The following is a 23,645-nucleotide window of genomic DNA, read 5'->3' as shown; positions in this document are numbered from 1 at the left end:
GCCGACCGACGACGGCAGGCTGCTCAGGCGGGACAGGGGGCTGGGACGACGGCTGCCGTGGCGGCCGACGTAGCGGGGGGAACTCACGCGAGACCTCGGGGTGGAAAACAGGGGACGGGCCCTGGCAGGTGCGGCTGTGGTCGGTCACCGACGGCGACCTCGTGCTCCACGAGGTGACCGTGGCGCCGGACGGCGCGGTGACCGAGCGGACCGGCGTCGAGCTCGCCGGCCTGCCGGTGCCGATCGCGCGCTGAACACCTCGATCCGCCCGAATAGATTGCGCGCAAACCAATTGCGTGCAATGCTTCAGAGGTGCAGACGGACCACCAGCTCGACCAGCAGATCTGCTTCGCCCTCTACTCGGCGTCGCGCTCGGCGACCGCGGCCTACCGCGACGGCCTCGCCGAGATCGGGCTGACGTACACCCAGTACGTCACCCTCCTCGCCCTGTGGGAGCGCGACGGCCGCACCGTCACCGAGCTCGGCGAGGCGCTGCACCTCGACAGCGGGACGCTCTCCCCCCTTCTCAAGCGCATGTCGGCGAGCGGTCTCGTCGAGCGCCGTCGCGAAGGGGAGGACGCCCGCCGCGTGACGATCCACCTGACCACCGCCGGTCGGGACCTCGAGACGCAGGTCGCGGCGATCCAGCGCCGCCTGTACGACGCCGTCGACATGGAGCCCGAGGAGCTGGCGACCCTGCGTCGCCTGGCCCAGAGGTTCTGCGCATCCGTCGGCACTCCCACCCCCACCCCCACCCCCACCCAAGGAGCATGACGATGAAGACTCTCTACACCGCAGAGGCCCTCGCCACCGGCGCCGGCCGCGACGGGCACGGCCGCACCAGCGACGGCCGCCTCGACCTCGACCTCGCGATCCCCCAGGAGATGGGCGGGTCGGGCGAGGGGACCAACCCCGAGCAGCTCTTCGCCGTCGGCTACGCCGCGTGCTTCCACTCGGCGCTGCAAGCCGTGGCCCGCGCCGGCAAGATCGACGTCGCCGACTCCGCCGTCGGCTCCCGCGTGCACATCGGCCCCAAGGAGGGCGGCGGCTACCAGCTGGCCGTCGAGCTCGAGGTCACCCTGCCCCACCTCGACGCCGAGGCCGCCCAGCAGCTCGCGGACCAGGCCCACCAGGTCTGCCCCTACTCCAACGCGACGCGCGGCAACATCGACGTCACCGTCACGGTCACGCAGGACTGATCGCCGATGACCCAGATCCCCACGACCACCCGCCAGATCGTCCTCGCCTCGCGCCCGCAGGGCGCGCCGACGGCCGACGACTTCCGCCTCGAAACCGTCGAGCTGCCGCAGCTCGCCGACGGCGAGGTCCTCGTGCGCAATGTCGTCATGTCGGTCGACCCCTACATGCGCGGTCGGATGAACGACGTGAAGTCCTACGTCGCCCCCTTCGAGATCGACGCCCCGCTCGACGGCGGAGCGGTCGGCGAGGTCATCGCCTCCCGCTCCGACGACGTCGCCGTGGGCCAGCACGTGCTGCACGGCCTCGGCTGGCGCGAGCACGCGGTGCTCCCGGCGAAGTCCGTGCGGGTCGTCGACACCGACGCCGCGCCCGCCTCGACCTATCTCGGCGTCCTCGGCCTCACCGGCCTGACGGCCTACGTCGGGCTGACCGCCGTGGCCGGCATGCGCGAGGGCGACACCGTCTTCGTCTCCGGCGCGGCCGGCGCCGTCGGGCAGGCCGCCGGCCAGATCGCCAAGGCGCTGGGCGCCGGCCGGGTCGTCGGCTCCGCCGGCTCGGCCGACAAGGTCGCTCGCGTGCTCGAGCTGGGTTACGACGCGGGCTTCAGCTACCGCGACGGTCCCGTCGCCGAGGGGCTGGCCTCGGTCGCGCCCGACGGCATCGACGTCTACTTCGACAACGTCGGCGGCGAGCACCTCGAGGCCGCGATCGGCGCGCTGTCGACCTTCGGTCGGGTCGCGATGTGCGGGGCGATCTCGCAGTACAACTCGACCGAGCCGCCCGCCGCACCCCGCAACCTGGCCCTCGCCATCGGCAAGGGACTGACCCTGCGCGGCTTCGTCGTCGGTCAGTACCCCGAGCTCGTCGCCGAGTACCACTCCCGGGCGCCCCAGTGGCTCGCCGAGGGGCGGCTGCGTTCGGACGAGACCTTCCGCGACGGTCTCGACGCCGCCCCGCAGGCCTTCATGGACCTGCTCGACGGTGCCAACATGGGCAAGATGCTCGTCCGTCTCTGATGGCGCCCTCACTCATGTGGTTCCGCCGGGACCTGCGCCTGCGCGACCACCCAGCCCTGCGGGAAGCCGCCTCACGCGGCGCGGTGCTCCCCCTCTTCGTCATCGACCCGACGATGTGGGGGCCGGCCGGTGCGGCGAAGACCGCGTGGCTGGCCGCCACCCTGCGAGCACTTGACGCCTCCCTCGACGGTCGCCTCGTGATCCGGCTCGGCGACCCGGCCGAGGTCGTGCCGCGCGTCGCCCGCGAGGTCGGGGCCACCTCGGTCCACGTCAGCCGGGAGAACGAGCCCGGCGGCGTCGAGCGCGATCGTCGTGTCGTCGCCGCGCTGCGCGAGATCGGCGTCGAGGGTGTGGCCACCGGCTCGCCCTTTGCCGTCGACCCCGGCACGGTGCGGACGAAGGGAGGCACCCCCTTCAAGGTCTTCACCCCCTTCGCCACCGCGTGGCGCGAGCACGGCTGGGACGAGCCGACGAGTGCGCCGCGTGGGGTCGAGTGGATCGAGGCCGACACCGACGGCCGGGTCGAGGCGATGCTCGACAAGGCGGCCCGCGAGTGCCCGATCGACCTGCCGACCGCGGGCGAGGACGCCGCCCGGCGGCGCTGGGTGCGCTTCCGCGACGAGGCGCTGGCCGACTACGACCACGATCGCGACCTCCCGGCGGTCGAGGGGACCTCGCGCATGTCCGCCGACCTGCACCTCGGGGTCGTCCATCCCCGCCAGCTCCTCCACGACCTGCGCGGCGAGCGCGGCGACGGGGCGCAGACCTACCGCACGGAGCTCGCCTGGCGGGAGTTCTACGCCGACGTGCTCTGGGCCAACCCGGACTCCGCGTGGCAGGACCTGCGGCCACTCCCCCTTCGCTACGACGAACCGCAAGACGCCATCGAGGCGTGGCGCGAGGGGCGCACCGGTTACCCGATCGTCGATGCCGGCATGCGCCAGCTGCTCGGCGAGGGATGGATGCACAACCGGGTGCGGATGGCCACGGCGAGCTTCCTCACCAAGGACCTGCACGTGTGGTGGCCCGTCGGCGCGCGGCACTTCCTCGAGCACCTCGTCGACGGGGACCTCGCGTCCAACAACCACGGCTGGCAGTGGGTCGCCGGCACCGGCACGGACGCGTCCCCGTACTTCCGTGTCTTCAACCCCGTCACGCAGGGCAAGCGCTTCGACCCCGACGGTGCGTACGTGCGCCGGTGGGTGCCGGAGCTGGCCCATCTCGAGGGCGCCGCAGCGCACGAGCCGTGGAAGCACGACGACGGGTACGCGCACGACTACCCGGAGCGGATCGTCGACCACGCGGAGGAGCGGCTCGAGGCCCTGGCGCGCTACGACGAGGCGACCTGAGGCGAGCTGCTCGCCGGGTCGGGCATCACGCTGCCCCGACTGCGCTCGTCAGTCCGCGTCGACGCCTCGCTCGACGGTCGTCGTCACCCGCGTCAGGCTGGGTGACGCGGGCGTGGAGCTGAAGCCGAATCGTGGCGGCGGCGTGACCGGGGTGAGGCCGCCGATGGACTGGCCCGACCAGGTGCCGGACAGCGACGTCACCTGCCGCTGGTCGTGCGCCCCGTAGTACTCGCGCCGCCCACCGCCGGCGCTGCCGACGGTGCGCACCCCCGGAAGCAGCCGCCGCGCGATGGGGTCGGCGAGATGCGCGAAGGCGCGGCTGCGCCCCACCCGCTCGGGCACGGTTCGCAGGACCAGGCCGAGGGCCGTGCGCCCTCCCAGACCGATCGTGCACCGCAACGGGCCTGCGTGGAGGCGCCACACGTCATCGTCGACCTGCAGGGCAACCGGGCCGACCCGGACCTCGTCGAAGGAGTACGTGGCGGCGACGTACTGAGCGACCTCGTCGGCCGGCGCCAGCAGGACCCGACGGTCGTCAGGCGTCGCGACCATGACATCGGTGAAGGCCCCGAGGGGCGAGTCCCACCAGTCGCCGACCACCAGCCGCAGCCCGCTGCTGCTGCCCGCCCCGAGGATGCGCCCGTGGAAGCGCTCGAGGAGGGTGCGGGTCACGGCGTGCCGTCGTCACGGCCGGCGACCCGGGCGAGGGTCAGCGAGAAGTCGTCCGCCGCGTCGGTCCAGCTCGTCACCGGCTCGAAGCCGTGCTCGGTCAGCTCGTCACGGAGCAGGCCGAGGTCGAACTTGCGCGAGATCTCGGTCCGCAGGTGCTCCCCCTTCGCCAGGCGCCACGTGCGACCGATCCCGGTGAAGTCGGCCGTGATGTCACGCACCGCACGCAGCCGCATCTCGATGCGCGAGGCGCGGTCGTCCCACGCGGCCTCGTGGACGAGGTCGTCGCGGGACAGACCCGTGACCGGCGTGGTGCGGGTGATGACGTCGACGAGGTTGAGGTTGAAGCGCGCGGTCACGCCTGCCCCGTCGTCGTAGGCCGCGACGAGCCGGTCCGGGTCCTTGACGAGGTCGGCTCCGAGGAGCAGGTGGTCACCGGGGGCGAGGGCCGCGTGCACCATGTCGAGGAACCCGGAGCGCTCGTCCTCCTCGAAGTTGCCGATCGTGCCGCCGAGGAAGACGAGCAGACGTTCACCGGGCTCCCCCGACAGCGGTGGCAGGTGGTGGAAGTCGGCGACCGCCGGCTCGACGTTCAGGGCCGGGTAGTCCGTGCGCAGACGGTCGGCGGCCTCGAGCAGGACCTCCTTGCTGATGTCGAGCGGCGCGTAGAGCGCCGGCCGCCCCTGCGCGGTGAGGGCGTCGAGCAGCTCACGGGTCTTGGTCGCCGTGCCCGCCCCCAGCTCGTGCAGGCTCCGCGCGGCGCTCAGCGCGATGATCTCGCCGCTGCGGCGGGTGAGGATCTCCTGCTCGGCACGCGTCGGGTAGTACTCGGGCAGGGTGGTGATCTCGTCGAAGAGGCGGGAGCCCCGCTCGTCGTAGAACCAGCGTGGCGGCAGGGTCGCCGGCTGCGACCAGAGGCCGGAGCGGAGGTCGGCCTCGAGTTCGGCGCGGCTCACCGGGCGAGTCGCAGTCCGGAGAAGGCCCACCGGGACGCGGCCGGGAAGAAGTTGCGGTAGGTCGTGCGCGGGTGGTCCGGCGGGGTCACCGCGGAGGCTCCCCGCAGGACGTGCTGGTCGTTCATGAACTTGCCGTTGTACTCGCCCACGGCGCCCGGGGCCGTCTCGAATCCCGGGTACGGCAGGTACGCGCTCGCCGTCCACTCCCAGACGTCGCCGAAGGTGACCTCGGCCGCCGGCCCGGGGTGGCAGCGCTCGGGGTCGAGCAGACCGCCGTGCGTCTGGTGACCGCTCACGGCGCGGGCCTCCCACTCCTGCTCGGTGGGCAGGCGGTGGCCCGCCCACCGGGCGAAGGCATCGGCCTCGAAGAAGGAGATGTGGCACACCGGCTCGGCGGCCACCACCGGACGGCGTCCCGACAGGGTGAAGGTCGTCCAGCCGTGGTCGTCGTCCCGGCGCCAGTAGCCGGGCGCGTCCCACCCCGTGGCCTGCAGGGTCGCCCACCCGTCGGAGAGCCACAGGTCGGGGCGGGCGTAGCCGCCGTCGTCGATGAACCGGACCCACTCGGCGTTGGTCACCTGGCGGGTGCCGACCTCGACGTCGTCGAGCCACACCCGGTGACGCGGGCGCTCGTTGTCGAAGGCGAAGCCGCTGCCGTCGTCTCCGATGTGCGTGACCCCACCGGGCACGTGCGTCCAGCGCTGCGGGAGGGGGTCGGCCGCGGGGTCGGGGTCGGGCGCCCGCTCGACGTAGACCGGCTGGAGGACATTGCCCGAGAGGAGGTGCTTGACGTCCATGAGGAGCAGCTCCTGGTGCTGCTCCTCGTGGTGGCAGCCGAGCTCGACGAGGTCGAGCAGCGCCTCGTCGAGGGTCCCGTCCTCGAGCCGGGCGACGAGCTGCTCCTCGACGTCCTGGCGGTAGGCCGCGACCTCGGCGACGCCCGGGCGGGTCACGTGTCCGCGCGCGGCGCGGGGGTGACGCTCCCCCACGGCCTCGTAGTAGCTGTTGAAGAGATAGCGGAAGGCGGGGTCGCGCGGTCGGTAGGCAGGGTCGGCACCGAGGACGAACTCCTCGAAGAACCACGTGGTGTGGGCTCGGTGCCACTTCGTCGGGCTGGCCTCGGTCATCGACTGCGGCGTCTGGTCCTCGGGACCGAGGTCCCGGGTGAGCCGGTCGGTCCGTGCCCTGACGGCGAGGAACCGCTCGGTCAATGCGGCGAGGTCTGATCGGGGAGAGATCGTGGTCATGCTGTCCTCCATGCGACGGAGGTTGACGACCACCGTCGGGCACCGGGGAAGTGGAGCTTCGGACGGGTTCGACGCTACACGCATCCCCCGACGAGCGCGCGTCGTGGCCCCGCGTGGGGGCGGCGCGACACGCCGGGGACGCGGCGTCGCTCAGAGGCTGACGGTGCCGGTGTCGCCGAGGTCGGGCCGCCCGTCGCTGACGAGTCCCTTGGCCATCTGGACGACCGTCGCCACGGTGCCGGGCGAGGTCCAGTAGCGCGCGGTGTCGGCCGTGACCGTGATCAGGGTGCTGTTCGGGTCATCAGGGCCGCCCTCCATGAAGGCACCGGCCGACGCGTCCCACAGCCGCCCGAGCAACTCCCGGTCGTCGTTGCGACGGGCCGTGCCGCTGACGCTCACCCAGCCGTCGTCCGTGGCATACGCGATGTTGACCTCGGGGTGGGCCGCGATCGCCCGCACCTTGTCGGTGTCGGCCTCAGTGATGAAGTGGATGGTGCCCGGGTCGTCGAGGTCCTGGGTGCCCATCGGCACCGACACCAGACGTCCGTCCTCGACGTGGGTGAGGACGGCGATCCTCGTCTCCCGCATGATCGTGGCGACGGTCTCGATCTCGGTCTCGCTCATCGTGCGCTCCTTGTGCTCTCGGGGCGGTCTTCGTCGGCTGACTACCCGCTCCACTCGTGTCGCCACACGGGACCCGCGGATCTGAGGCACCCGACAGCGCACCTTACCGATGTCGGGCCCACCTCGGGTGCTCCGTGCCGAGCCGGGCGCCGCGACGCGCGGCGAGGCCGTCTCGCTCGCCCGGGACGCCGGCCTGATCGGCTGAGGCCTTGTCGCCCCCTTCGCCAGTTGGGAGGGTGGAGCCATGAGCGATCTCAAGAGCCTGGCCAGCGACCTCCTCCGCCTGCACCACACCGACGAGACCCTCGTCCTGCCCACGGTCTGGGACGTGTGGTCCGCGCGTGCGGTCGTCGACGCGGGCTTCCCCGCCCTGACCATCGGCAGCCACCCACTCGCCGACTCGCGCGGGCAGCAGGACGGCGAGGGCATGACCCTGGACGACGCGCTCGACGGCATCCGTCGGATCTGCTCGGCCGTGCGCGTGCCGGTGAGCGCCGACGTCGAGTCCGGTTACGACACCCCCGCCGCCGAGCTCGTCGAGCGGGTCCTCGACGCCGGCGCGGTGGGCATCAACGTCGAGGACACCGTGCACTCGCAGGACCGGGTGCGCGAGGTTGCCGAGCACGCCGACTACATCGGGGCGCTGCGCCAGGCCGCCGACGAGGCCGACATCGAGCTCGTCATCAACGCGCGCACCGACGCGCTGCTCCACGGCACCGACCGTTTCCCCGACCCGGTCGCCGAGGCGATCACCCGCATCCGGGCGTGCGAGGAGGCCGGGGCCCGCTGCGTCTACCCGGTGAAGATCCCCGACGCGGCCACCCTCGCCACCCTCATGGAGGCGACCTCGCTGCCGCTCAACGTCACCGCCCACCCCGTCGACGCGCCCCCTCGGGGTCGCTGCAGGAGCTGCGCGACGCGGGGGTGCGCCGGGTGACCTTCGGCCCGCTGCTGCAAAAGGCGCTCACCCAGTCGGTCGCCGAGCTCACCGGCCCGTGGCTCGGCCGGGCCGGCTTGGCCGACCAGTCGGACTGACCTCCGGCAGACTCGGGCGCGTGCGACCCCTCCCCCAGCACTGGCAGTTCGCGAGCGCCGAGGTCGAGCACGAGGGGCGGCGCTTCCCCCTTCGCATCTGGGGGTGGTCGGCGGAGTCGGCCGCCGACGCGGCCATGCGCGCGCAGCACCGGCTCGCCGCGGCCGTCGACCAGCTGACCCGCGGGCGGGCCGGCTTCGACTACTACCCCCGCACGCCCGTGCGCGAGGAGGTCCTCCACGAGGTACGCGGCGCCGACGGTGCACTGATCGGGGCCGTGACGCGCAACCGGATGGGTGTCGAGGTGCTCAACACCGACGTCCTGCTCGTGGCCGACGTCGACCTGCCGCCTCAGCGCAAGCTGTTTCGCACCGGGCAGCCCGACCCCCGCCCTGCGCTCGAGCGCATCGCCCGGTGGGCGGCCGCGCACCCCGACCTCGGTGTGCGCACCTATCGCACCGCAGCCGGCCTGCGCGTCATCATCACCGGGCTGGCGAGCGGGCCTCCCGACCTGACGGCCCCCGTCGACCTCGGCTCGGACGATCTCTACGTGCGGCTGTGCGGACTGCACGAGACCTCGCGGGCCCGGCTGACGCCGAAGCCCCACCGGGTCGGCATGCCGAGGATCCGTGCGAGCTGGCCCTACCTCGGTGACGCCCAGCGGATCGCGGAGAAGTGGCTCAGGGACTACGAGCGGGGTTGCGCCCACCGTGCCGTCTGCGAGCTGCTGTCGGTGACCGGTCACGCCCCGGACGGAGACGCCGCCGTGCTCGTCGACCTGCACGACCGGGCCACGCAGGCGACCTCGGGCCAGCAGTTGGCGTGAGCCGCCCCGGGCGCGGGCCGGCTCACGGGCGCGGGCAGACGCGGGCGCGGGCCGGCGCCCAAGGTCACAACCAGCGCCGCACGCTCGCCACGTAGTCGCCGTAGGTCGAGCCGAATCGGTCGCGCAGCGCCTCCTCCTCGGCCGAGACCTGGAAGGTGTCGATGACCCCGACGAACCCGGCCACCGGCAGGATGGCGAGCAGGTCGCGGCGGTGGATCGCGTAGCCGGCGAGCAGCAGGGCGTCACCGAGGTAGATCGGGTTGCGGGAGTAGCGATAGATGCCCTGGCGCACGACCTTGCTCGCGTCGGCCGGGCGGGTCGGGTCGAGGGTCGTGCCCGCGGCGCGGATCTCGCGGATGCCGGCGGCGGCGACCCCCCCAGGCCGGCCACCGCGACCGCCGCCCCGAGGAGCGACGTGGCAGGTGACGTGGACGACCCCCGGCTCAGCAGGCGTTGCGCCGCGAGCGAGGCCAGCCCGACGACGGGTGGCGAGCGCAGGATCGAGAGGGGCTCCATGCACCAACGGTAGTCGCGTCGGCCCTCCGTGGACAGGCCCCGATGATGACGAGGACCTCACCCCCTCCGCCAGTCGAAGAAGATCCGCGACCTGGATGTCGCGCTCCTTCTTCGACTGGCCATTCCCGGGCCGGGCTGTGCCGCGACCCAGCGGTCCGGACACTGAGTCAGTGTGACTCAGTGCCCCCGGCGCGGTACCCGGTCGGGGTGAAGCCGAGCATCCTGCCGAACTCGCGTGTGAGGTGGGCGTGGTCGGCGTAGCCGAGGTCCGCGGCGATCGTCGACAGGTCGGCTCCCGGCTCCTCACGGACGCGCTCGGCCGCCTCCTGCAGCCGGCGGCGACGGATGATCTCCCCCGGGCTCATCCCGACGTGCGTGCTCGCCAAGCGCTGCAGGGTGCGCACGGACGCACCCAGTCGCGCGGCGAGGTCGTCGACCCGCAGCAGGGAGGGGTCGCTGTCGGCCAGCTCGACGAGACGCCGGGCCGGGACCGCGTCGGGATCCGCGGCCACCGCCGCCCCCACCTGCGTGGCGAGCCAGACCTCGAGCAGCCGCGCTGCGGCGGTGTGCCGTTCGTCCGCGTCGCCCGGGCCGTCCATGACCCGGGTGACGTCCGCGTGGAGGCGGGTCGCCCCCTTCGTCTCGGTGTCGCGGTCCCGCAGCGTGCCCACGTCGCCGACGAGCGCATGGGCCGCCCCCGGACGCAGCAGGGCGCCCACGGCCCAGCCGCGCCCGGTGAGGTCGCGCCGCCAGGCCCGGGAGACCGGGCCGTACACCCGCACCGCATCGGCCTCGACGACGAGCTGGCACGCAGGGAAGGGCAGCGTCAGCGCCTCGTGCACCGCCCCCTCCGGCAGGTCCCACTCCGGCACCCAGAACCACCGCGCGAGGGGCTCTCCCTCCGCCGTCGGGAGGATCCGGGAGACCGGCGCCCGGGCGTCCGGACGCAGCTGGCCCTTGCGCGGGATCGCCTCGCTCACGGGCCGAGCGTAGGGGCACCCACGAGGTTGGCGCAGATCTTCAAGCGTCCCGCCCTCGGGCTGCCTAGCGTCGTGCCCATGGACACCACCACCGCAGCGACCGGCCAGCACACCGACCACGGCGTGCCGCACGGGTTCACCAGCTTGACCCCCTTCCACACCGTGCAGGACGCGCAGGGCGCGATCGCGTGGTACGAGCGGGTCTTCGGCGCGCGCACGGTCGACGTGACGCACATGCCGGACGGGAAGGGAGGGACGCTCGTCGCGCACGCGACGCTCGACTTTGGGCGGGGCCGGCTGCAGATCTCCGACCCGATGCCGGACTTCGGTCTCGTCGCACCCCACGAGGACGACGTCGTCTGCTCCTCGATCGCGCTCTACGTGCCCGACGTCGACGCCGTGGTCGCCGAGGCGCAGGCCGCGGGCGCGACGATCCGGGAGCCGCTCGCCGACTTCGTCTCCGGCGACCGCTTCGCCTCGATCCGCGACCCGCACGGGCTGCGCTGGGCCGTCATGACCCGCGTCGAGGACCTGTCCGACGAGGAGTCGGCGGCGCGGGTGCGGGAGTGGGGCGGCCGGGGCAGGGGTGAGCCCGGGCCGCCCCCCGCGGTCAGCTCGGGCGACGCTTGGGCGCGTTGGCCTCGGTCAGTCCGGCGTCGCGCTCGACGTGCTCGCCGAGGACGGCATCGATCTGCGCCAGGACCTGCGGCTCGAGCGTCACGCCGGACGCGGCGACGTTTTCCTCCACCTGCTCCGGGCGGGAGGCGCCGATGATGGCCGCGGCGACGTTGCGGTTCTGCAGCACCCACGCGACGGCGAGCTGGGCCATCGACAGGCCGACCTCGTCGGCGATCGGCCGCAGCCCCTGGACCGCGGTGAGCAGGGCGTCGTCCTGGACCCGGCCCGCGATGGAGCCGCCGACCTCCTCGTGGGCGGCGCGGCTCCCTTCGGGCAGGGGCTGACCGGGCTGGTACTTGCCGGTGAGGACGCCCTGAGCGATCGGGCTCCACACGATCTGCGAGAGGCCGAGCTCCTCGCAGGTCGGGACGACCTCGCCCTCGATGACCCGCCAGATCATCGAGTACTGCGGCTGGCTCGAGATGAGGCGGATGCCGAGCTCGCTTGCCAGCCGGTGGCCCTCGCGGATCTGCTCGGCGGTCCACTCGCTGACGCCGATGTAGAGCGCCTTGCCCTGCCGCACGACGTCGGCGAAGGCCTGCATCGTCTCCTCGAGCGGCGTCTCGGTGTCGAAGCGGTGCGCCTGGTAGAGGTCGACGTAGTCGGTCTGCAGGCGGCGCAGCGACCCGTCGATCGACTCGCGGATGTGCTTGGCCGACAGGCCGGAGTCGTTGTGACCGCCCGGTCCGGTTGGCCAGTAGACCTTGGTGAGGATCTCGAGCGACTCGCGGCGCTCGCCCTTGAGGGCTTCGCCGAGGACGCTCTCCGCCTTGGTGTTGGCGTAGACGTCGGCCGTGTCGAAGGTCGAGATGCCGTGGTCGAGCGCCGCTCGCACGCAGGCGGTCGCGGCGTCGGCCTCGACCTGCGAGCCGTGGGTGAGCCAGTTGCCGTAGGCGATCTCGCTGATCTTGAGACCGCTGTTGCCGAGGTATCGGTACTCCATGAGGCTCACGCTACGCCCGGTCAGGGCGTGACGTTGAGCCGCCCGAGGACGACCTGCGCGATGCCCTCGTCGCCGGTGACCTGCACGTCCGCCTGCTCCGGGTCGATCCGGCCGCCGGTGAGCAGCAGCCACGTGGCGTCGTCCATCGCGAGGGTGACGTCGCTCCCTTCGCTCGGGTCGAAGGGAGCAGCCCTCCCGTCGTCGCCGACCCGGGCAGCGAGCACCCGGCCCTGCGGGCCGGAGATCTCGGCGACGACGGCGGTGCCGACGGGCAGCCGGCGCAGCGCCACGGGGAAGGCGCGCGTCATGATGCCGGCGACGTGCGCGGCCCCGACGCCGGTCGTCGTCAGGGCGCGGCCGGTCGCCCGGCGGATGTCCTGCTCGTGCACCCACAGGTCGATCGGGCGGTTGCGCAGCCAGGTGCCGAGGTCCCACCCGAGCTCACCGGCGAAGCCGGGCGCCAGCGCCTTGGGGTCGGACAGGTCGAGGCCGGCGAGCGCCTCCCGGCGACGGGCACACGCGATCTCGAACTCGTCGAGCAGCGTTGCGGCAGAGCGCCCACGGCGCGCGACGACGCCCGCCTCGGTGATGTCCGTGGGCATCGGCTGGTTGGCCGCCGCCTCGACGTCCACGCGCCCGCCGTCGGGCTGCGGCATGCCCGCCGCCTCGGACTCGAGGTGCGCGAGGTGGGCGAGCACGTCCTGGACGGTCCAGCCCGGCAGCGCCGGCCGGTCCCAGTCGTCGTCGCCGAGGTCGCGCAGGACGGCGAGGAGGTCCTGGGAGGCCTGCTCCCAGAGGTCGAGCGGGTCAGGTCGCGTCATGGCCTCACCCTAGGGGTCGATGGGGAGGCCTCCCCATCGACCGGGGCCCGCCCCGGCTCGTACGTCGACGTCACGGGGGTCGAGATAGCGTCCACGCACCATGCTGACACTGCCCCCCGCCCCCGCCCGAGCACACCGCGTCCTGGCGGGCCTCGCCCTCGCCGTGGCGTTGACGGCCTGCGGGGCGGATGCCCCCACGAGCACCACCAGCACGACAGCCCAGAGCAGCACGAGCCCAGGAGGCACGGACATGAAGGACCAGATCGCCACGGCGTTGGAGGACGTGAGCCCGTCGATCGCCCGTGCGGTGCGGGCGGAGGGCACCACCGCGACCCCGGTCGATCCGGCGGCACTCGCTGACTGGCAGGTCGTCGACGTGCTCAGCCGCGGGGGTGCGCACCCGCAGCGATGGTTCATCGGGGTCAAGGGCGAAGGGAGCGAGGTCGTCGTCCTCAGCGGCTTCCCCGAGCGGTGGAGCCGGGTGGCCGAGGGCGCGCAGGTTACCAGCGCCGACCAGGCCGTCGAGCTCGCCACGGTCCACGCGGACGCCACCCGCGACATGACGAAGGGCTACACCCGCATCGAGGCCGTCGACGACATCCGCTTCCTGCCGAAGCCCTCGCCCGAGCAGACCGACCGCATCGCCGCCATCACCCGCGACCACGACGTCACCCCCGCGAAGGCCACCGGTCAGGGGCCGTGGGAGGTGCGGCTGTGGACCGTCACCGACGGTGACCTCGTCCGCCACGACGTCCGGGTGGCGACCGACGGGTCCATCACGGACACCCCCGAGGTCGTCGAGCGCGACCTGCCCGTCCCGATCGCCCGGTAGGGCCGGCGCCCGGGTGGGATAATCGGGCGGTGACCACGGACCGACCGGACAGCTCCCCCCTTCGCGCTGTGCTGCTGGGATGCGGTGATCTCGGGATCCGCGTCGGCACCGCGCTCCATGCGAAGGGGGTGGACGTCACCGGGGTGCGTCGCACCGTCGCGGCCCTGCCGCCGCACATCCGGGGCGTGGCCGCTGACCTGGTGGCCGGCGACGTGCCCGACCTGCCGGCGGACCTCCTCGTCATCACGATGACCCCGGACCGGCGCGATCCGGCCGGTTATCGCACCACCTATGTCGAGGCGGTGCGTCGGGGCCTGGACGCGGTGCTGCGAGGCGGCACTCCTCGACGGGCCGTGCTCGTGTCGTCGACGAGCGTCTACGGCGACCTCGAGGGAGAGCTCGACGAGACGACCGCCGTTGCGCCGCAGGCGGATCGGCCGCAGATCCTCCTCGAGTCGGAGGCGCTCTTCCACGCGGCCCTCCCCCACGGCACGGTGCTGCGTCTCAGCGGTCTCTACGGGCGGCCCGGCAGCCGGCTCGTGCAGCGGGTGCAGGCCGGCGACAACCCCGACCCCGGGCGCTGGACCAACCGGATCCACCGCGAGGACGCCGCCGCCGTGATCACCCACCTGCTGACGATGGCCGCGGACCCGGCAGACCTCTACGTCGGCACCGACGACGAGCCGGCGCTCGCCGGCGACGTGCGCGACCTCGTGGCCGACGAGCTGGGGGTCCCGCGGCCCGAGCCCACCGGGATGCTCGAGCCGACGGGCCGGCGCCTGCTCAACGCGCGCCTGCGGGCGACGGGTGTGGAGCTGCGGTACCCGACCTATCGCGAGGGGTACCGGGCGATCCTGCGGCAGCAGGGCTGACGACGATCAGCCGCCCTCGCCGGCGTCCTCGCGGACGTCCTGCCACTGGTCGGCGTAGTACTCCTCGTAGCCCTCACCGGTGGTCGAGGTCTCGAACTCGACGGCTCCGTCCTCGCCCGCCACGAACATCTCACGCACCCGCTCGCGCCCCGCGGCGTCGGCCTCCTCGGGCGTCTTGCCCGCGTCGATCGCCTCGGTGTAAGCCGTGTCGTAGTTGACCTCGGTGGTGGACCGCTCGATCGGGTAGCCACGCATGCGCATCTCCTTGTCGTAGTAGATGCCCTCCGTCGTGGCGTCGACCTCGTTGTCGATCTGACTCCGGACGTAGTCCTCCTGCGACACCTTGGTCGCGTCGGCACGAGTGCCCTCGGCGTCCCACTGGGCGTGGCTCGCCTCGTGGATCGCCGACGAGCCGTCCGCCGAGCTCGCGATGTACATCGTGTTGCTCTCGGGGTCGTAGTAGGTGCCCGAGCCCTCGGCCGGCGCCAGCGTGACGTCGTTGTCCGTCATCCACTGGAGGGTCTCGCGGCCACGCGGCGAGGCCATCAGCTCCTGGACCAAGGGGTCGTCGGGGTCGGCTCCCGCGGGGAGGGTGACGCCGTCGACGCCGGGGTCCTCGGGTCGCTTGTCCTCGGGGACCTCCGTCACGGGGTCCTCGCCCCACAGCCCCACGCTCTCGAGAACGCCTCGCATCCGGTCGAACACGCTGCCCGGGCGCTCCATGGGACCGTCGCCGTCACGGTGCGGCTCGGGAGAGCCGTCGGTCGCGGCGCTGCTGGGCCCCGGACCGCCCGAGCCCGCGCCGCCTCCGCCACCCGAGCGGCTGCTCGTCCGCTCCTGGTCGGCGGCCTGGCGCTGCAGCTCCTGCTCGAGGCGGCTGAGCATGTCGGCGGCGGCGTCGATCCTGGGCCGGGCCGCGCTCCACTCGGCGGCGAAGTGCTCCATGTCCGGGCCCATCCACGACTCCGCGAGGACGGTCACGAGCTGGCTGCCGGTGACCCCCACGGTGCGGGTCGCATGGGCGTTGGCGCGCAGACCACCCGCGATCTGGTCGAGTCGCGTGGTGTCGGCGCCTTCGCTGACCGGTGCCATGTCCTCCCCTTCGTCGCCGGGCCGTCGCCCTGTGCAGCCCTGTGTCACCGACCCTACGGAGGCGGCAGGCCGGCTGCGATGGGGAGGGCTCCCCTCCATAGGCTGACCGCATGGATCTGCAGGAGATGCTCGACCAGGCCGCGACCGGCGACGTCCACGTCGACGACAACCCGGTCGACGTCCAAGGCCACGCCGGTGGTCCCCGCGCCCGAGGGGCTCTTCGCCGAGGGGCAGCCGTTGCACTGCATGGCCCTGCACGACGAGCCGCTCGGCGAGGTCGCCCGCAAGCTCGCGACGACCGACCTCAAGGTCGTCTACACGCTCCCGGAGACCGACTCCGCGTCCGGCAAGCGGGAGCGGTGGACCCAGGCGCGGGCCGCGGCCGACACGACGATGAAGGTCTCGGAGGTCATGGAGCGGGACTCCTCCACCATCGAGGTCTACTTCTGGTCCAAGGACAACCCGGACTTCCAGCCGCAGCTGCTGAAGGACGACTTCGACCGACGCTGTCCCGCCCCGCGCTGACCTCCGAGCCGGTCCGGGCCGCTCGATCGGGTCAGGAGGGCAGCGCCTCGCCCGTGCTCGCGGAGAAGAGGTGCAGCCGGTCCTGCTGGATCCGCAGGTGGACCAGGCTGCCCTTCTCCGGGACGCTGCGCGGCGGGACCTTGGCGACGAGGTGCGGCGCGTGGAGCTCGCCGCCCACGAGGTTGCCGTAGAGGAAGGCCTCGGAGCCCAGCTCCTCGGCGACGAGCACCTCGATGGCCAGCGCGCCCTCGGTGCCCTGGCTCACCACCTCGACGGCCTCGGGGCGGAAGCCGAGCACGACCTCGTCCTCGGTGAGGGCCGCGATGGTCGCGCGGGACAGCGGGACCCTGGCGCCTCCCACGACCGCCGCGCCGTCGGTGACGCGGAAAGTCCCGAGGTTCATCGCCGGGGACCCGATGAAGCCGGCGACGAAGGCATTGGTCGGACGGTCGTAGAGCTCGAGCGGCGAGGCCGCCTGCTGCAGGACGCCGTCCTTGAGCACCGCGACGCGGTCGCCCATCGTCATCGCCTCGACCTGGTCGTGCGTGACGTAGACGGTCGTGACGCCGAGGCGCTGCTGGAGCGCCGCGATCTGCGTGCGGGTCTGGACGCGAAGCTTGGCGTCGAGGTTCGACAGCGGCTCGTCCATGAGGAAGACCTGCGGCTCGCGGACGATCGCCCGGCCCATCGCGACGCGCTGGCGCTGACCGCCGGAGAGGGCGGCCGGCTTGCGGTCGAGCAGGGGCTCGAGGTCGAGCACCTTTGCGGCCTCGGCGACGCGCGAGCGGATCTCGGACTTCGACACGCGAGCGATCTTCAGGGCGAAGCCCATGTTCTCCCCGACGGTGAGGTGCGGGTAGAGCGCATAGCTCTGGAAGACCATGGCGATGTCGCGGTCCTTCGGCGGCAGGTGCGTCACGTCCCGACCACCGACGTGGATCGAGCCGGAGGTCACGTCCTCGAGCCCGGCGAGCATGCGCAGGCTCGTGGACTTGCCGCACCCGGAGGGGCCGACGAGGACGAGGAACTCACCGGGGTCGATGTCGAGGCTGAGAGCGTCGACGGCGGGCGTGGTCGAGCCGGGGTAGACCCGGCTGGCGGAGTCGAAGAGGACGGGGGTGGACATCGGGGCTCCTATCCCTTGGTCCCACCAGCGGTGAGGCCGGCGACAAGGTGTTTCTGGGCGAAGTAGAAGACGAGCGACGCGGGGACCATGATGAGCACCGCTCCAGCGGTGAGCAGGTCCCACTGCGGGTTGTACTGCGGCACGAACTGCTGGAGCCCCGCACCGAGGGTCAGCTTCGAGTCGCTCAGCGTGAAGGCGATGGCGTAGGCCACCTCGCCCCACGCGGTGAGGAAGGTGTAGAAGGCGGTCACGGCCAGCCCCGGCCTGGCGAGCGGCAGGACGACGTGCCAGAAGGTCGCGAAGGGGCCCAGGCCGTCGAGAGCCGCTGCCTCGTCGAGGTCGCGGGGGATCGTGTCGAAGTACCCCCGGAGCATCCAGGTGCAGAAGGGGACGGCGACCGAGCAGTAGGCGATGACGAGCGACAGCTTGGTGTCGATGAGCCCGAGGTTGGCCATGATCGTGTAGATCGGCACGATGAGAATCGCGACGGGGAACATCTGCGTCACGAGGAAGAGCCACATGAGCCCGCGCTTGCCGGGGAAGTTGAAGCGGCTCAACGCGTACCCGGCGGTGGCGGACATCGCCATGCCGAAGACCATCGTCAGCCCGGCCACGACGATCGAGTTGAGGAACCACGTCGGGAAGCTCGTCTCGAGGAGCACGCGGCGGTAGTTGTCGAGGCTCGGCTGGTCGAAGAGGGTGATCCGGCTCGACTGGATGGCGCTCCTCGGCTTGAGCGAGGACAGGAAGACCCAGACGACGGGGAAGAGCGCGATGACGGTGGCGGTGATGAGGGTGGCGTGCAGCGCGATCGATGCACCGACGCTCCGCTGCCCGCGACCGCGGGGACGACGACTCACCAGACCTCTCCCTTCTTGCTGAGGATGCGGCGGTAGATGCCGGCGTAGACGATGAGCATCGAGAGGATGAGCACGCCATAGGTCGCCGCGAGCGAGTAGTTGCGCAGGCCCTCGAAGGCCGCGCGGAAGGCCCCGGTCACGAGGATCTCGGTCTCGCCGGCGGGCTCTCCACCGGTGACGAAGAAGATGATCGGGAACATGTTGAAGGTCCAGATGGTGCCGAGCAGGACGACCGTCGAGCTGACGGGTCGCAGGCCGGGCAGGGTCACGTGGCGGAAGCGCTGCCACGGCGTGGCTCCGTCCATCTCGGCCGCCTCGTAGAGGTCGGCGGGGATGGACTGCAGCCCGCCGAGCAGGGCGACCATCATGAAGGGGACACCGAGCCAGACATTGGTGACGATGGCGGCGAACATCGCGGTCCAGCGGTGGTTGAACCAGTCCACGGGGTCGAGCCCGACGCCGCTCAGCGTGGAGTTGATGATCCCGAAGCGCGGGTTGAAGAGGAACTTCCACGCGAAGGCGCTGACGAAGGCGGGCACGGCCCACGGGACGATGAGCAGCACGCGGTAGAGCGAGCGCCCGCGGAAGTTGCGGTTGAGCAGGACGGCGAGACCGAGTCCGACGAGGTAGTGCAGGGCGACGCACGAGGCGGTCCACACGACGGTGTTGACGAAGAGCATCCAGAAGTTGCCTTGGCCGCCGGTGAGGAGCTCGACGTAGTTGTGCAGACCGACCCAGTGCGCCCCGTCAGGGTTGTCGACGCACTCCTGGCCGCCGCCGAGCGTCTTCGTGCAGACGACGTCGCGGTTGTTGGACTCGTTGAGGTTCGTGAAGGACTGGTAGATGCCCTGCAGCAGCGGGGCGATGACGAGCACCCCGAGAACGAGGACGGTGGGCAGGACCATCGCCCACGCGTACCAGTGCTTGTCGAGGAGCTGACGGACCCGGCCCCGAGGGGCGGAGCCCGACTCGAGGTCGGGCTCCGCGGTGATCGACGAGGTCACGGCAGCTCGTACTCCGGGACGACGTCGGACTTGTACGTCTTCGCCGTCGCGTCGAGCGTGCTCGAGACGTCGTCGCCCTTGACGAGGGTCTTCGTCGCCATCGCGTCGAGCGGCGTGAAGAAGAGGCCGCCCTCGGGGATCCACGGGCGGGGCTTGGAGACCTTGAGCGGCTCCTCCCATGCCGTCACCTGCGCGTTGTCCTTGACGAGCTCGTAGGCCTTCTCGCTCGTCGGCAGCAGGCCGAGCTCGTCGGCGATGTAGGCCTGCGACTCCGGCGAGCTCATGTACTCGATGAAGGCGGTGGCCGCGTCGGCCTTCTTCTCGTCCAGGCCCGAGTAGACGACGTAGTTGTGACCGCCCACGGGGGAGCCGGCCCCCTTCGAGCCAGCCGGGACCGGGGCGACGCCGAGGTTCTTCGTGCCTCCGAAGCCCGGGTCCTTGGTGATGTTCGCGACCTCCCACGGACCGTTCATGATCATCCCGACCTTGCCCTCCTTGAAGAGGGTCATCATCGTCCCGTAGGCGTCGTTGGCGTCCGGCTTCGGCGCCGCGCCGGAGTCGATGAGGTCGACGGCGGTCTTGATGCCCGCCTTGTTCTCGTCCGACCCCACGAGGATCTGCTTCTTCTCCTCGTCGACGAGGTCACCCCCTTCGCCGTACATGAAGGGGAGCACGAAGTACCCGGCGCTGTTGAGGTAGATGCCGTCGACACCGGCCTTGTCCTTGAGCTTCTTCGAGGCCTCCTCGACCTCCTGCCAGGTGGTCGGGGGCTTGTTGATGCCCGCCTCCTTGAAGAGCTTCTTGTTGTACATGAGGCCGAGCGTGTCGGTGACCTGCGGGACGCCGTAGGTCTTGCCCTTGTAGACGTTCGAGGACAGCGGCGTCTCGAGGAAGTCCTTGTCCTCGAGCAGGGAGGTGCCGTCGAGGGCGTAGAGGTGGCCGGCGGCGGCGAACTCCGGGACCCAGGCGACCTCGGCCCGCATGACGTCCGGTGCGCCCTCCCCGGCCTCGGCCGCGGTCTTGAACTTGTTCTGCGCGTCGGCGAAGGGGACGGACTGGTACTTGATCTTGACGTTCGGGTACTTCTTGTTGAAGCGCTTGATGAGGTCCTTGAAGACCGGCGCCTCGTTGGTGGGGTCTGAGGTGTCCCACCACGTCAGCTCGGCCTTGAGCGTGGCCGGGTCGACCTCGGCCTGGCTCTTCGACGACGAGTCGCTCCCGCTGGTGCCGCTCCCACCGCAGGCGGTGAGGGCGAGGGCGAGAGCGCCGGCAGCAGCGGTGATGCCGGGCAACGAACGACGCATGGCGTGCTCCTTGGAGAGGTGGCGAAGGGTGAACCCGTGAAGGGCGTATCGGAACCTAGCAAGGTCTTGCATGAATTGGAAGACCTTGCGCAAGTCGTGAAAGAGATGTTCGATGCACCCATGGGCACCCTGTCGAACATCGCCGCTCAGGCCGGCGTCAGCGAGGCAACCGTCAGTCGCGTGCTCAACGACAAGTCGGGGGTGAGCGAGTCGTCGCGGCAGTCGGTGCTCACCGCGCTCGACATCCTCGGCTTCGAGCGGCCGGCCAAGCTGCGTCGCAGGAGCGGTGGCCTCGTCGGGCTCGTCGTCCCGGAGCTCGACAACCCGGTCTTCCCCGCCTTCGCCCAGGTCATCGAGGACGGCCTCGCCCGGCGCCGGTACACGCCCGTGCTCTGCACCCAGTCGCCCGGCGGCATCTCGGAGGACGAGTACGTCGAGTCGCTCCTCGACCACGGCGTCGCCGGCATCATCTTCGTCTCGGGGCGGCACGCGGACACGACGGCCGACCACGAGCGCTACCGCAGCCTCGTCGCGCGCGGGATGCCCGTCGCCTTCATCAACGGCTTCGTCGACGACATCGACGTCCCCTTCTTCTCGACCGACGACGAGGACGCGATGGCGCTCGCGGTCGCGCACCTCGCGCAGCTCGGGCACCGTCGCATCGGGCTCGCTACGGGGCCGCGGCGCTTCGTGCCCTCGATCCGCAAGCTCGCCGGCTTCACCAGCGCTCTGCAGCGGCACCTCGGACTGTCCGCGGAGGAGGCCTCCGAGTGGGTCGACGAGGGACTCTTCACCGTCGAGGGCGGCGCCGCCGCCGCCCGGAGCCTCGTCGAGCGCGGCGCCACCGGGCTCGTGTGCGCCTCCGACCTCATGGCGATCGGCGCCATCCGCGAGGTGCGCGACATGGGCCTCTCGGTCCCCGAGGACGTCTCGGTCGTCGGCTTCGACGACTCGACGATGGTCGGCTTCCTCGACCCTCCGCTCACGACCGTCCGGCAACCGGTCCAGGGGCTCGGCGCGGCGGCGGTCGCCGCCCTCTCCGACGCGATCGGTGGCGAGCCGATCCCGGCCAAGGAGTACATGTTCAAGCCCGAGCTCGTCGTCCGGGCGTCCACCGCGGCCGCGCCGGCCAGGAGCTGACCCGGTCGAGATCGACCGGGCGGGCCTGTGCCAAGGTGTCGCCCATGTCTGACTTCGCTCCCGGGCCCACCGGCACCGACGAGGTGCTCTTCGCCGTCGAGGGGTCCCTCGGCAGGGTGCTGCTCAACCGCCCTCGGGCCATCAACTCGCTGACCCGCGACATGGTGCGCGCGATGTCCGAGCGGCTCGTGGCGTGGGCCGACGACGACGCCGTCGCCGCGGTCTCCCTCGAGGGCGCGGGAAAGCGCGGGCTGTGTGCGGGCGCGACGTGCGCCAGGTGCGGGAGGCGCACCTCGCGGGCACCAGTGGGGGAGTGGACTTCTGGGCCGACGAGTACTCGCTCGACGCGCAGATCGCCGAGTACCCCAAGCCCGTCATCGCCGTCATGGACGGCATCGTCATGGGCGGCGGGCTCGGCATCTCGATGTTTGCCACGGCGCGCTGGGCCACCGAGCGGTCGCGGATCGCGATGCCCGAGACCGTCATCGGCTTCTTCCCCGACGTCGCCGCGACCTACCGGCTCTCGCGCGCCCCGGGCGAGACGGGCACGCACGTCGCGCTCACCGGCACGACCGTGACGGGCGCCGACGCCGTCCACCTCGGCCTCGCCGACGCCGTCGTCGACTCCGCCCGTGTACCCGAGCTGCTCGCGGCCGTCGCTGCCGGTGGCCCGGTCGAGCCGGTCCCCTCCGGTGCGACGAAGGGGGACGGCTCGGCGATCCGCTCCGCCCAGCCGTGGATCGACGAGTGCTATGCCGGCGACGACGCCGCGGCCGTCGTCGAGCGACTCCGCGCGCACCCGGACCCGGCGGCCCGTGCTGCCGGTGAGGAGATCTCCCTTCGCTCCCCGCTGTCGGTGGCCGTGACGCTGGAGGCGCTGCGCCGGGCCGCCGACGCGGGCTCCGTGCGCGAGGTGCTCGCGACGGACACCGTCATCGCGCGCGGGATGCTCGCCCGGCCCGACTTCAGCGAAGGGGTGCGCGCCCAGCTCGTCGACCGCGACCGGCAGCCGCGGTGGGAGCACGCGTCCGTCGCGGAGGTGCCGCGCTCCCAGGTGCTGGACGTCTTCTCGGGTTAGGTTTGTCCCGTCCGTAGGATGATCTCCTACACGATCGATGGGACTGGTGCCGGATGATTCGGCTGGACGGCGTGACCAAGCAGTACCCCGACGGCACGGTCGCCGTCGACGACCTGAGCCTCACCGCGCCGGACCGGGCGATCACCGTCCTCGTCGGCCCCTCCGGGTGCGGCAAGACCACCACCCTGCGGATGGTCAACCGAATGATCGAGCCGACCGCGGGGTCGGTGACGATCGACGGCCAGGACGTCCTGGCGATGGACGCCGCGCAGCTGCGCCGGGGCATCGGCTACGTCATCCAGCACGGTGGCCTCTTCCCGCACCACACGGTCGAGCGCAATGTCGCGGCCGTCCCGCTCCTGCTCGGCACCGCGAAGAAGACCGCGATCTCCCGGGCCCGTGAGCTGCTCGAGCTCGTCGGTCTCGACCCGGCCCTCGGCCGGCGCTACCCCAGCCAGTTGTCGGGCGGCCAGCAGCAGCGCGTCGGGGTCGCCCGCGCGCTCGCCGCCGACCCGCCGGTGATGCTCATGGACGAACCCTTCAGCGCCGTCGACCCCGTGGTCCGCGAGCAGCTGCAGGACGAGTTCCTGCGGCTGCAGGGCGAGCTCGGCAAGACGATCGTCATGGTCACCCACGACATCGACGAGGCGATCAAGCTCGGCGACCACGTCGCCGTGCTGCGTGTCGGTGGGCGGATCGCCCAGCTGGCCCGACCGCACGAGCTGCTCGCCCACCCGGCCGACGGCTTCGTCGCCGACTTCCTGGGACGCGACCGCGGGTACCGCGCGCTGGGCTTCGAGCGGGCGAGCATCCCGCTGCACGACGAGCCGACCGTGGCGCTGGGCTCGGGTGTCGGCGACGCGGCCGCCCGCGCCGGCAGCGACGGGTGGGTGCTCGTCGTCGACGACCGCACGCCACCCCCAGGGCTGGGCGCGACCGGCGACCTCGGGTGAC

26 protein-coding genes and 2 pseudogenes are annotated in these 23,645 nt (G+C 72.0%); 15 read left to right on the top strand and 13 right to left on the bottom strand.

The genetic code is table 11. From position 1 onward, the window contains the following. The 5 genes from AC2W7J_RS04170 to AC2W7J_RS04150 form a co-directional block, all read left to right on the top strand. Positions 1–254, top strand: a 254-nt coding sequence (locus AC2W7J_RS04170; protein ID WP_485981543.1) for a hypothetical protein, incomplete at its 5' end; no start/stop codon positions are given. Positions 255–312: 58 nt separating this feature from the next. Continuing rightward, on the top strand, positions 313–774 hold the full coding sequence (locus AC2W7J_RS04165) for a MarR family winged helix-turn-helix transcriptional regulator (protein ID WP_485981542.1): 462 nt from the start codon (positions 313–315) through the stop codon (positions 772–774). 2 nt (positions 775–776) lie between these two features. Beyond that, positions 777–1,199 (top strand): organic hydroperoxide resistance protein, encoded by a 423-nt coding sequence (locus AC2W7J_RS04160; protein ID WP_485981541.1) that lies wholly within the window; start codon positions 777–779, stop codon positions 1,197–1,199. 6 nt (positions 1,200–1,205) lie between these two features. After that, complete coding sequence (locus tag AC2W7J_RS04155; RefSeq protein ID WP_485981540.1) at positions 1,206–2,216, top strand: NADP-dependent oxidoreductase; 1,011 nt, start codon at positions 1,206–1,208, stop codon at positions 2,214–2,216. Beyond that, positions 2,216–3,565 carry a cryptochrome/photolyase family protein gene (locus AC2W7J_RS04150; protein WP_427801824.1) on the top strand — a complete coding sequence of 450 codons (1,350 nt, stop codon included), beginning with the start codon at positions 2,216–2,218 and terminating at the stop codon, positions 3,563–3,565. The genes AC2W7J_RS04155 and AC2W7J_RS04150 overlap by 1 nt, the downstream gene beginning before the upstream one ends. 48 nt (positions 3,566–3,613) lie before the next feature. Here the strand turns inward: AC2W7J_RS04150 and AC2W7J_RS04145 are convergent, their stop codons facing one another. The 4 genes from AC2W7J_RS04145 to AC2W7J_RS04130 all read right to left on the bottom strand — a co-directional run bounded on the left by AC2W7J_RS04145 (position 3,614) and on the right by AC2W7J_RS04130 (position 7,061). After that, positions 3,614–4,237 (bottom strand): hypothetical protein, encoded by a 624-nt coding sequence (locus tag AC2W7J_RS04145; RefSeq protein ID WP_485981539.1) that lies wholly within the window; start codon positions 4,235–4,237, stop codon positions 3,614–3,616. Continuing rightward, positions 4,234–5,190 carry an L-histidine N(alpha)-methyltransferase gene (gene egtD / locus AC2W7J_RS04140; RefSeq protein ID WP_485981538.1) on the bottom strand — a complete coding sequence of 319 codons (957 nt, stop codon included), beginning with the start codon at positions 5,188–5,190 and terminating at the stop codon, positions 4,234–4,236. Before egtD ends, AC2W7J_RS04145 begins: the two co-directional genes overlap by 4 nt. Continuing rightward, positions 5,187–6,437: an ergothioneine biosynthesis protein EgtB gene (egtB, locus tag AC2W7J_RS04135; RefSeq protein WP_485981537.1), complete on the bottom strand. Its 1,251-nt coding sequence runs from the start codon at positions 6,435–6,437 to the stop codon at positions 5,187–5,189. The genes egtD and egtB overlap by 4 nt, the downstream gene beginning before the upstream one ends. Positions 6,438–6,587: 150 nt before the next feature. Then, positions 6,588–7,061, bottom strand: coding sequence for a pyridoxamine 5'-phosphate oxidase family protein (locus AC2W7J_RS04130; RefSeq protein WP_007927195.1), 474 nt, complete (start codon positions 7,059–7,061; stop codon positions 6,588–6,590). A gap of 244 nt (positions 7,062–7,305) precedes the next feature. Here AC2W7J_RS04130 and AC2W7J_RS04125 point away from each other — a divergent pair, with 244 nt between their 5' ends. Together AC2W7J_RS04125 and AC2W7J_RS04120 are read left to right on the top strand one after the other, a co-directional pair. Then, positions 7,306–7,998 carry an isocitrate lyase/PEP mutase family protein gene (locus AC2W7J_RS04125; RefSeq protein WP_485981536.1) on the top strand — a complete coding sequence of 231 codons (693 nt, stop codon included), beginning with the start codon at positions 7,306–7,308 and terminating at the stop codon, positions 7,996–7,998. Positions 7,999–8,116: 118 nt separating this feature from the next. Beyond that, positions 8,117–8,920, top strand: a complete 804-nt coding sequence (locus tag AC2W7J_RS04120) for a hypothetical protein (protein WP_485981535.1) — start codon at positions 8,117–8,119, stop codon at positions 8,918–8,920. A 64-nt stretch (positions 8,921–8,984) separates the two neighbouring features. Here AC2W7J_RS04120 and AC2W7J_RS04115 read toward each other — a convergent pair whose 3' ends face one another. Next, a complete protein-coding gene (locus tag AC2W7J_RS04115) occupies positions 8,985–9,440 on the bottom strand; it encodes a methyltransferase family protein (protein ID WP_485981534.1) in 456 nt (151 codons plus the stop codon). A gap of 163 nt (positions 9,441–9,603) precedes the next feature. Continuing rightward, on the bottom strand, positions 9,604–10,416 hold the full coding sequence (locus AC2W7J_RS04110) for an AraC family transcriptional regulator (RefSeq protein WP_255185014.1): 813 nt from the start codon (positions 10,414–10,416) through the stop codon (positions 9,604–9,606). A 78-nt stretch (positions 10,417–10,494) separates the two neighbouring features. Here AC2W7J_RS04110 and AC2W7J_RS04105 point away from each other — a divergent pair. Beyond that, positions 10,495–10,995: pseudogene (locus AC2W7J_RS04105) on the top strand (VOC family protein); the annotation flags it as partial. Between the two features lie 31 nt (positions 10,996–11,026). On the opposite strand, the gene AC2W7J_RS04100 reads toward AC2W7J_RS04105, so the two are convergent. Both AC2W7J_RS04100 and AC2W7J_RS04095 read right to left on the bottom strand, forming a co-directional pair. Then, positions 11,027–12,037, bottom strand: a complete 1,011-nt coding sequence (locus AC2W7J_RS04100; protein WP_485981533.1) for an aldo/keto reductase family protein — start codon at positions 12,035–12,037, stop codon at positions 11,027–11,029. A gap of 20 nt (positions 12,038–12,057) precedes the next feature. Then, the gene (locus AC2W7J_RS04095; protein ID WP_485981532.1) at positions 12,058–12,858 is read right to left on the bottom strand and encodes a maleylpyruvate isomerase family mycothiol-dependent enzyme; all 801 of its coding nucleotides are present in this window, start codon (positions 12,856–12,858) and stop codon (positions 12,058–12,060) included. 250 nt (positions 12,859–13,108) lie between these two features. On the opposite strand from AC2W7J_RS04095, the gene AC2W7J_RS04090 reads away from it, so the two are divergent. Together AC2W7J_RS04090 and AC2W7J_RS04085 are read left to right on the top strand one after the other, a co-directional pair. Then, a complete protein-coding gene (locus AC2W7J_RS04090) occupies positions 13,109–13,690 on the top strand; it encodes a hypothetical protein (protein WP_485981531.1) in 582 nt (193 codons plus the stop codon). A gap of 29 nt (positions 13,691–13,719) precedes the next feature. Further along, complete coding sequence (locus tag AC2W7J_RS04085) at positions 13,720–14,562, top strand: Rossmann-fold NAD(P)-binding domain-containing protein (protein ID WP_485981530.1); 843 nt, start codon at positions 13,720–13,722, stop codon at positions 14,560–14,562. Positions 14,563–14,568: 6 nt separating this feature from the next. On the opposite strand, the gene AC2W7J_RS04080 is transcribed toward AC2W7J_RS04085, so the two are convergent. After that, complete coding sequence (locus AC2W7J_RS04080; protein WP_427801831.1) at positions 14,569–15,654, bottom strand: hypothetical protein; 1,086 nt, start codon at positions 15,652–15,654, stop codon at positions 14,569–14,571. 195 nt (positions 15,655–15,849) lie between these two features. On the opposite strand from AC2W7J_RS04080, the gene AC2W7J_RS04075 reads away from it, so the two are divergent. Then, positions 15,850–16,179 carry a hypothetical protein gene (locus AC2W7J_RS04075; protein ID WP_485981529.1) on the top strand — a complete coding sequence of 110 codons (330 nt, stop codon included), beginning with the start codon at positions 15,850–15,852 and terminating at the stop codon, positions 16,177–16,179. Between the two features lie 31 nt (positions 16,180–16,210). Here AC2W7J_RS04075 and AC2W7J_RS04070 read toward each other — a convergent pair whose 3' ends face one another. Genes AC2W7J_RS04070 through AC2W7J_RS04055 form a run of 4 tightly spaced genes read right to left on the bottom strand, consistent with a single transcriptional unit; the run spans position 16,211 to position 20,473 of the window. Beyond that, positions 16,211–17,305 (bottom strand): ABC transporter ATP-binding protein, encoded by a 1,095-nt coding sequence (locus tag AC2W7J_RS04070; RefSeq protein ID WP_255184462.1) that lies wholly within the window; start codon positions 17,303–17,305, stop codon positions 16,211–16,213. An 8-nt stretch (positions 17,306–17,313) separates the two neighbouring features. Continuing rightward, a complete protein-coding gene (locus tag AC2W7J_RS04065; RefSeq protein ID WP_485981528.1) occupies positions 17,314–18,165 on the bottom strand; it encodes a sugar ABC transporter permease in 852 nt (283 codons plus the stop codon). Beyond that, positions 18,162–19,169: a carbohydrate ABC transporter permease gene (locus tag AC2W7J_RS04060; RefSeq protein WP_223277659.1), complete on the bottom strand. Its 1,008-nt coding sequence runs from the start codon at positions 19,167–19,169 to the stop codon at positions 18,162–18,164. Before AC2W7J_RS04060 ends, AC2W7J_RS04065 begins: the two co-directional genes overlap by 4 nt. Next, positions 19,166–20,473 (bottom strand): extracellular solute-binding protein, encoded by a 1,308-nt coding sequence (locus AC2W7J_RS04055; protein ID WP_341012422.1) that lies wholly within the window; start codon positions 20,471–20,473, stop codon positions 19,166–19,168. Before AC2W7J_RS04055 ends, AC2W7J_RS04060 begins: the two co-directional genes overlap by 4 nt. 105 nt (positions 20,474–20,578) lie before the next feature. Between AC2W7J_RS04055 and AC2W7J_RS04050 the strand changes: the two genes are divergently transcribed. From AC2W7J_RS04050 to AC2W7J_RS04035, 4 genes and pseudogenes are all read left to right on the top strand, one after another. Continuing rightward, the gene (locus tag AC2W7J_RS04050) at positions 20,579–21,613 is read left to right on the top strand and encodes a LacI family DNA-binding transcriptional regulator (RefSeq protein ID WP_114201750.1); all 1,035 of its coding nucleotides are present in this window, start codon (positions 20,579–20,581) and stop codon (positions 21,611–21,613) included. 44 nt (positions 21,614–21,657) lie between these two features. Next, a pseudogene (locus tag AC2W7J_RS04045) lies at positions 21,658–21,819 on the top strand (enoyl-CoA hydratase/isomerase family protein); the annotation flags it as partial. Between the two features lie 71 nt (positions 21,820–21,890). Next, entirely contained in the window at positions 21,891–22,691 is an 801-nt protein-coding gene (locus AC2W7J_RS04040) for an enoyl-CoA hydratase/isomerase family protein (RefSeq protein WP_485981527.1), read from the top strand. Positions 22,692–22,762: 71 nt separating this feature from the next. Next, a complete protein-coding gene (locus tag AC2W7J_RS04035) occupies positions 22,763–23,644 on the top strand; it encodes an ABC transporter ATP-binding protein (protein ID WP_485981526.1) in 882 nt (293 codons plus the stop codon). Position 23,645: the final 1 nt, after the last annotated feature.

Source organism: Janibacter sp. CFPM2_SD2 (assembly GCF_057364645.1).
This window is presented reverse-complemented; position numbering and strand designations above follow the sequence as displayed.